This window comes from Paraburkholderia sp. J67 (assembly GCF_905220265.1).
GTDB lineage: Bacteria > Pseudomonadota > Gammaproteobacteria > Burkholderiales > Burkholderiaceae > Paraburkholderia.
The window spans coordinates 137,818-145,139 of sequence record NZ_CAJMZK010000021.1 but is presented as its reverse complement, the minus strand read 5'-3'; the positions used below and the strand labels follow the sequence as shown (position 1 = coordinate 145,139).

The 7,322-nt window shown below is 59.9% G+C and carries 4 protein-coding genes and 2 pseudogenes; all 6 read left to right on the top strand.

The window, feature by feature from the left end:
* A pseudogene (locus U5782_RS29770) lies at nucleotides 1-217 on the top strand (NAD(P)-dependent oxidoreductase); the annotation flags it as partial.
* Between the two features lie 703 nt (nucleotides 218-920).
* On the top strand, nucleotides 921-1,820 hold the full coding sequence (locus U5782_RS29765) for an SMP-30/gluconolactonase/LRE family protein (RefSeq protein ID WP_322047437.1): 900 nt from the start codon (nucleotides 921-923) through the stop codon (nucleotides 1,818-1,820).
* A gap of 708 nt (nucleotides 1,821-2,528) precedes the next feature.
* Nucleotides 2,529-4,266 (top strand): annotated as a pseudogene (locus U5782_RS29760) (phage integrase family protein).
* A gap of 22 nt (nucleotides 4,267-4,288) precedes the next feature.
* A complete protein-coding gene (locus tag U5782_RS29755; protein ID WP_322047436.1) occupies nucleotides 4,289-4,861 on the top strand; it encodes a hypothetical protein in 573 nt (190 codons plus the stop codon).
* Between the two features lie 208 nt (nucleotides 4,862-5,069).
* Entirely contained in the window at nucleotides 5,070-5,378 is a 309-nt protein-coding gene (locus tag U5782_RS29750; RefSeq protein WP_322047449.1) for an H-NS histone family protein, read from the top strand.
* Nucleotides 5,379-6,120: 742 nt separating this feature from the next.
* The gene (locus U5782_RS29745; RefSeq protein WP_322047435.1) at nucleotides 6,121-7,137 is read left to right on the top strand and encodes a hypothetical protein; all 1,017 of its coding nucleotides are present in this window, start codon (nucleotides 6,121-6,123) and stop codon (nucleotides 7,135-7,137) included.
* Nucleotides 7,138-7,322 lie beyond the last annotated feature (185 nt).

Below are 7,322 nucleotides of genomic sequence, written 5' to 3'. Positions count from 1 at the left end.
TGCGGAAACCGGCCGCGCGCAGTATCAGGCATGGGCGGGTAGCGAGAAGGACTACCACTCGACGCACAACATCGTCAGCAAGGACCTGCACCTTGCCCTGAAGCTCGCTGAGCAGGCGGGCGTCAACCTGGGTTTGCTCAAGAGCGTCTCGCAGTATGTCGACTCAAATGATCCCGACACCATGCCGCGATGGATGCGTAGCGCTCAGGTAGATTAGCCAGAGTGGCTTCGACAATCCCATTTCGATGGGCTGTCCGGTTCGCGCCATGCACATGGTGCAAAGGAGCAAAACCGATTGAACCTGGGCTGCTGCAGAACGTAAGGAAAAAAGCAGCCCAGGGCGCAGCACATTCCCGCGCGCGTGACATCCGATGAAGCACCCGATGATTTCCGCCTGATCGCGGGCGGCACGGCGATCGTGCCCGCGAACAGCCCGGCAAGCCGTCGCACCATTCGCATCCCCGATGCCCCCGTCAATCGGACATGCATCGGACACCTGTCCGAATAGCTGACACCTCATAACTACGCGGCGGCGCAACACATCGCCATCGGATCGAACGTGGTTTTCATGTAGCCTCCGCGAGTTACTCGCATGCTGCATCGCACATAAGTCAACATGGCATAAGGGTTGCGTTAAACGAGGCGCCCCCCGGTCCTGCTCGCTTCCCCGGGAGCGTGGAGGATCGGCCAACAGCAGTTCGACATCCGATACGCAAACCGAACCTCTTTACCAACGTGTCGAGTATCTGGTACGGAGACCCGCAACCACAACAATGCCTGGCAATCAATCTACAAAACCTGACTTACGTTAGGCTGTGAGCATCGGTGCGAGTCGCAGATTTTCTGCAAATCTGCATCCGCCAGCCAAACTATTGCGGAAACTTCGCCCTCGAATCATAAAACGCAAGGAGACAGTTCAAATGACGAAACCCGAGATTAAGGTCGTGGCAGAAGGCTTCACGTATCTGGAAGGCCCGCGCTGGTACAAAGGCATGCTGTGGTTCGTAGACTTCTATAGCTACGGCGTTTACTGCATGAAACACGATGGTTCGGTAAATAAAGTGGTCGACATTGAACAGCAGCCCTCCGGTTTAGGCTGGTTGCCCGACGGACGCATGCTCGTGGTGTCCATGAAGGACCGTAGGGTTATGCGCCTAGAGAACGATGGCAAACTCGTTGTGCATGCGGATATCTGGGATCACTGCGGCGGTCACGCGAACGACATGGTTGTGGCGCGCAACGGCAACGCCTATGTGGGTAACTTCGGATTCGATCTGATGGGCGGCGCCAGTCACAAAGACACAGGGCTCGTGCTGATCCGCCCCGACGGCAGTTCACAAAAGGTTGCCGAGGGGCTCGCCTTTCCGAACGGCTCCGTGATCACGCCTGACGGGAAGAAACTCATCGTCAACGAACTCTTCGGAAACAGGATCTCGCAGTTTGATATCCGGCCTGACGGCACCCTCGGACCTCGCCGTGACTTCGCCAACTTCGGCGAACTGGGCGACGAGCCCGACGTGGGCATTCGCCTGCAGCGCGCCAAGGTTATCCCCGACGGCCTCGCCCTGGACGCAGAAGGCGCTGTCTGGTTTGCCGACACCATTAACCGACGCGCGGTGCGCGTCGCCGAGGGAGGAAAGATTCTGGACGAAGTCAGTACTGCGCCAGACGGGGTCTTCGCTGTGGCGCTCGGCGGTGAGGATGGCAAGACCCTGTTCATGTGCGCAGCACCTGACTGGGACGAGGGCGCGCGCAAGGTCGCACGGGAAGGACGAATGCTGTCCACGCGAGTGAGCGTGGGCCATGCTGGCACGCCCTGACTACACGTTCGGGTACCGACACCCTCGCAGCGTGGAGCAGTTGCATCTGGCTCGCGAGGGAAACGTCGCTTGGAACATCCTTCGTAAATCGACTGACCACGGCATTGATCGACGTACCGTGGTAGACCAGGACCGACGAACGACGGGACATGCACATTCGCACGCTGATGTAGCGCGGAGCGGCGTGGCTAGCAAGCCTTTCTGGCGCTTGCCTGGCGTGGACACGCGATAAGGGCTGGGCAATGATTGCCACCCCTTCCCCTGCGGATCTTGATCTGCGGCGCCGTCGTGTGCTCGGGTTCGAGGACAAGCACCTCTGGCCCTTGATTTACCGCACCACCAATCAGCGCTTCGTTGCGCGGCTAGCCGATGCCACCTGCAAACGACCTCGGCAAGGCCGTCTGAAGACATCGCGAAGCTACGGACGTGCATAGCTAACTACCAGCGCGTGTGTGTCACGTCGTGCTGCCGCATACGTCAGCGGTTCAACCTGCGCCATGCGGCGATTGCAACGACATCGTCTACCTGCACGGCGACGACGCGGAACGCGTCGCGGCAGCTTGACGGGGCATTCGGGGCGGATCAAGTGGATAGCAACAACTAGTTGTGTACGCGGCTGAAGTTTTCCCGAGAAATCAATGCACGACCAGACTATTATGATAATCCTTCTTATCATAATGCATCGATTTATTTAGCAAACTCAGTTGTATGAAAACGCGTCACACCTCCCTGCCCGCTCCGTCCCGTCCAAACGATCACGATTCGTCCGGCTTGCCCGATGCCGCCGAACTCGCCGTGTTACGTGCCTGGTACGCAGGCGTGGCCGTGCGGGCCGCCGTTGAGCGCTACCTGCCTTCGGCACTGGGCGACGGGAAATCAGCGCGCGGCGTGCTCGGTCGTCTCCGTCGCAGGTTGGCGTCTCTCGCTCGCGCGGCACATCGGGACGATCTGGCCGCGCTTCTCAAACATCCTGCGCACGAGCGCGCGCAGCACGCCAAGGCCGTTGCCCAGGCGATCGAGGCGCTTCGCACAACACGCCCGCCCGAACCCAGGATCGCCGACGACATCGCCCAGTGGTTCGCGCGCGTGCCGTGCGGGTGTTGCAGGCGTACGGCATCTCGACGCTCGCCGATCTCATCGTCCGCATCCCACGCCGCCGTCGGTGGTGGAAGGTCGTGCCGGGCCTCGGTGCGGCCAGTGCCCGCGCCATCGAGGCGTTCTTCGCTGCATGGCCCACACTCACCGAGAAGGCGCGTGTACTGATCGTGGCCAGCCGGCAAGATCTCATCGTGCCGTGGGAGTCGATCAGTCTGCCGCATGAGGTCGATGGCTCTGCGGGCACCTTCCGCGCACCCGCCGCCACGTGCACGCTCGATGCGTCCAATGACTATGAGGCTGTCCAGACCTGGCTTGCCCTGCACGAATCACCTGCGACGCAGCGCACCTACCGTAAGGAAGCCGAACGGCTGATCCTGTGGGCCATCGTCGAGCGCGGCCGGGCGTTGTCGTCGCTGACGACGGAAGACGCGATCGCTTATCGCGCATTCCTGCGCCATCCCTCGCCGCACGCCCGCTGGGTCGGCCCGGTTCGCCCGCGCACGTCGCCCGACTGGCGGCCGTTCAATGGCAGCCTGTCCGCACGCTCGGTCGCGCACGCACTGTCGATCCTGGGTGCCCTGTTCCGCTGGCTGATCGAGCAGCGTTACGTGCTCGCCAATCCGTTTGCGGGAGTGAAGGTGCGCGATGCGACGGGATCGAATGTCCTCGATGTGTCGCACGCTTTCAGCGAAGGCGAATGGGCGCTCGTTCGCACCATCGCCGACGGGCTCGAGTGGCCACGTGAGGGGGCACCACGCTGGTCGGCACCGGCCGCGCAGCGGCTGCGTTTTCTGCTGGACTTCGGGTATGCGACGGGACCGCGTGCCAGTGAACTCGTGAGTGCCACGCTCGGCCACGTCGAGACGGATCCAAGCGGGGATTACTGGCTGCGGGTCACGGGCAACGGGAAAAAGCTGGCGCGCGTGGCGCTGCCGCCGCTCGCCTGGGACGCGCTCGCGCGCTATCTGGCCGAACGCGGGCTGCCAGTCACGCAGATGCACTGGCGGCCGGACACGCCGGTCATCGGCAGCCTCGAGGCGGATAGCGCCAGCGCAGCGGACACAAGCATCAGCAGCGTGCGCCTGTGGATGGTGATGCGCCGTTTTTCCTGCTGGCCGCAAAGGCGATCGAGACGGATCACGCACCACTCGCAGAAAAGCTGCGCCGGGCGAGTCCGCACTGGATGCGGCACACGCATGCCCCCCACGCGCTCGGCCGCGGCGCGGAGCTGACGACCGTGCGGGACAACCTGCGGCATGCCTCGGTGTCGACGACGTCGATCTATCTGCACAGCGATGAAGTGAAAAGAGCGCGCCAGATCGGGGATGCCTTCTCCGGGCGGAAGTGAATGCAGGGCCAGCAATACGCCCATGATGATCGCCGCGCTCCCACTTGAAACCCGCAGCGTCGCCCCCACCTCGGCGCGAAACCCGATCACTCCCGACGCCCTCATGCCCAACAGATCACCCTCACGCCTGCCCGCCGGACGTTCAAAGGCCATGCTGCTCCCGATGGGCCGCGACCGGGCGTCAGACCTGATCCTGCGCACGCGCCTGTTTCTGGAACGCGCGCTGCGCGGTGACATTGACCGGGGGCTGATCAATCATTTCGCCCAGGTCTGCATCCTCAGCAGATACGTCGCCTGCGCGGGCTACGCGAGACTACCGACGGAGCATTTCGATGTGGTCGAGACAGAACTGGCGCAGACATTGATCGACTTCGACAGAACCGGGATCTGGGCCGAGCTATCGGACAGGCTGCTCGCCGACCTGAGGAGCGTCGTGAACGAGTACGACCGGATGCTTGCCGTGGTTCGTCTTGAGATATTTGCGAAAGCCAGTGATTATCTGGACCATCTGATGGTCCGAGCCACCGACGAGACGACGGGGCACACGGGGCCAGCAGTTGCGCTTTCGTACACGTGCAGCAGTACGGCCTCGTAGGCCGAGTCCGAAGGATGCCCTCGGTCGACTTTAGTGCCTGGAACTACAGCTTCATATTTGTGACCAGTTGAAACCCAGAACCCCGCGTTGCGGGGTTCATTGACTTCCACTTACGGAAAAGACGATGGCAACCGCGAAGAAGAATGCAGTAGCGCAGGCAGAAACACTTTTCGATAAGTCCAAAACAGGAGTGCCTGCCGAAAAGGTCATGTCTCAATACCACGCTTTGCTGGCGCAGCGCGCGGAACTGGAAGCACAGATCGCGGCAGTCCGCGAAGAGGAAGTGGCGAACGCCCTGGAACAGATTCGACAGCTCGTGGATGAATTCGACCTGCATCAGGAAGTCCAATTCACGCGTGCTCGCCGTGGTGCCCCACGCGGTTCCGGTGCCGGCGTCGCTCGTGGCCCTGTCGCAGCCAAGTACCGCGACCCAAACTCAGGGGCAACCTGGAGCGGGCGTGGCAAGCCCCCTGCCTGGATCGCGGGCAAGGACAGAACCCAATTCCTGATCGACTGAGATACCGCCTAGGAACGCCGGCATGTGAGGCGTTCTTCACTTTCTGCAACCACAGGCCGGTCGGGTAGCAGCCACGCATTGCTGCGCCGCCGCCCAAAGAACGGAGCGTGTGACTTTCACCACACTCAGTTCAAGCCCTTCAAAGTGCCTTTGCTGGACCACGTTGTGCAACTAAGAACCCGCGAGCGCGGGCAATGTCATGGCAGTCCGGATGTAGCAGCCGGCGGTTGCAAATCGCCCGAGTGCCGCCGTCGATCAAGCGTAGAACACAATAAAAGTGTTACTGTGGTGGAAGCAAATTTGTCACTTTGCGGTTTAGCGAATCCCACGGCCGCCCCAAAGCAAGACGGGGTCCCGTGACGAGCCGCTCGACAAGATCCTCTTTGCCTGGCGCTGACGAATGTGAACTCCTACCGAGTCCAGCCTGTGGCCAGTTGCCCACTCGTTCCTTGACCTCTCTCGAATAAAACCATCCGCTGTCTGCCTTAGAGATTTCCCTAGCCCGTTGGACGCTTAAACACGGCGAGCCGACTGCCCGAGAATTCTTTGAACAGCGACAGCAGTCTTAAGCCCTACAATGATGCATTCAGCATCTTCTGCACGCTGTCAAAAATCGCTCTCTCAAGTGTGCGTTGTTCAAGCTTCGAACGACTGACCCGCGCTAAAATGCGATCAGGATCAGAAAAACATGCGTCTGCGTACGCGCAAAGCGTCACGCATACAGATAACAGAGAGACCAACGATGTCAGTAGCATTGAGAATCACAAGCGAAGATGATGCATTTGCAGCGCTTCGCGCCGTTCTTGACGGAAAAGCAACCGAAGTAGAGTCTTTAGTCTTCGATGGATGGCCCACTTTCCAGATGGACTTGAAGGGGCCAAAATTTCATCAAAGCGTTACACCGACGGTAATGACGGAAATCGTGGAGTTGCAGCGCGCGATCTACCGTGGCTTCGCACTAGCGCGCTACAGCAACCCGGACATCAAATCCCTGACCGCCGACGAGAAAGCGCGGTTGGAACTGGTGGTAACGGTTGGACCCGGCTCGTCATTGCTCGAACCTGACAACGTCGTCGAAATCGTTAAGGAATTCATCAAAGGCGTGGGGGCCAAGATGGAACCGAAGCACTGGATCGTAATTTCGTTGATCTTCGCGCTCGGATATTTCGGAAACACTGCGTACGAGCACTACCTCGACTCTCAAAAGGAAGTAAAGCTTCAGCAGGCGAAGAACGATGAGCAGAAGCAAATCATTCAGGGGATGCTAGACGCGGGAAAAACTGGGAACGAGAACGTAAAGCTACTCATCGAGGCATCCAAGACCAGCCCAGCAGCTGCCAATGTATATGCGACTTCCCACGATGCTAACGATGCCAAGACACGTGTCGCGCGACGCTCAGAACAGGCGAAAATTAACGGTGTGACGCTGACTGGCGAAGAAGCTGGAGCTCTTGTTGCGAATCCCCGCCAACAGGCTGTCGAAATTCGACTAGACGGGAAATATCGCGTTCAGAAGCTAGACAACACGGATCCACTTGCATATCGAGTCACGCTTTGGAACCCAGAGACTAACAAGACTATAGTCGCGGCGCTTCAAAATGAAACCATAACAGGAGACTCTCGCCAAGTACTCAGTCGCGCGGTGACGGAGCGAATTCCTGTCGTCCTCCAAGTGAACGCACGGGAAATTCGTGGCGAGATTCGCGATGCTGTAATAGTGAAGGTCGAGGCCGCACAACAGATCGCAGACACCGAGTGACGTTCGACGAACCCGCCAGTTCATATCCGCGCTCTCTCGCGTGGAGGCTGGCAGCGCTTGTTTTCAAGGGTCGCGCTCAAGCGCTACAGGCGCAGAACCCTGAGCATACTTTTGGATCGCGGTTGCTGTGCATTACTCGCGGGTTCCTCGTCGTCTCACTTCTCGCTCGGTGCTCGATTTGCGAG

Excerpts from the sequence above, each read along its gene's own strand:
- U5782_RS29765 (WP_322047437.1), top strand. The coding sequence starts at position 921 with ATGACGAAACCCGAGATTAAGGTCGTGGCAGAAGGCTTCACGTATCTG.
- U5782_RS29755 (WP_322047436.1), top strand. The coding sequence starts at position 4,289 with ATGATGATCGCCGCGCTCCCACTTGAAACCCGCAGCGTCGCCCCCACC.
- U5782_RS29750 (WP_322047449.1), top strand. The coding sequence starts at position 5,070 with ATGTCTCAATACCACGCTTTGCTGGCGCAGCGCGCGGAACTGGAAGCA.
- U5782_RS29745 (WP_322047435.1), top strand. The coding sequence starts at position 6,121 with ATGTCAGTAGCATTGAGAATCACAAGCGAAGATGATGCATTTGCAGCG.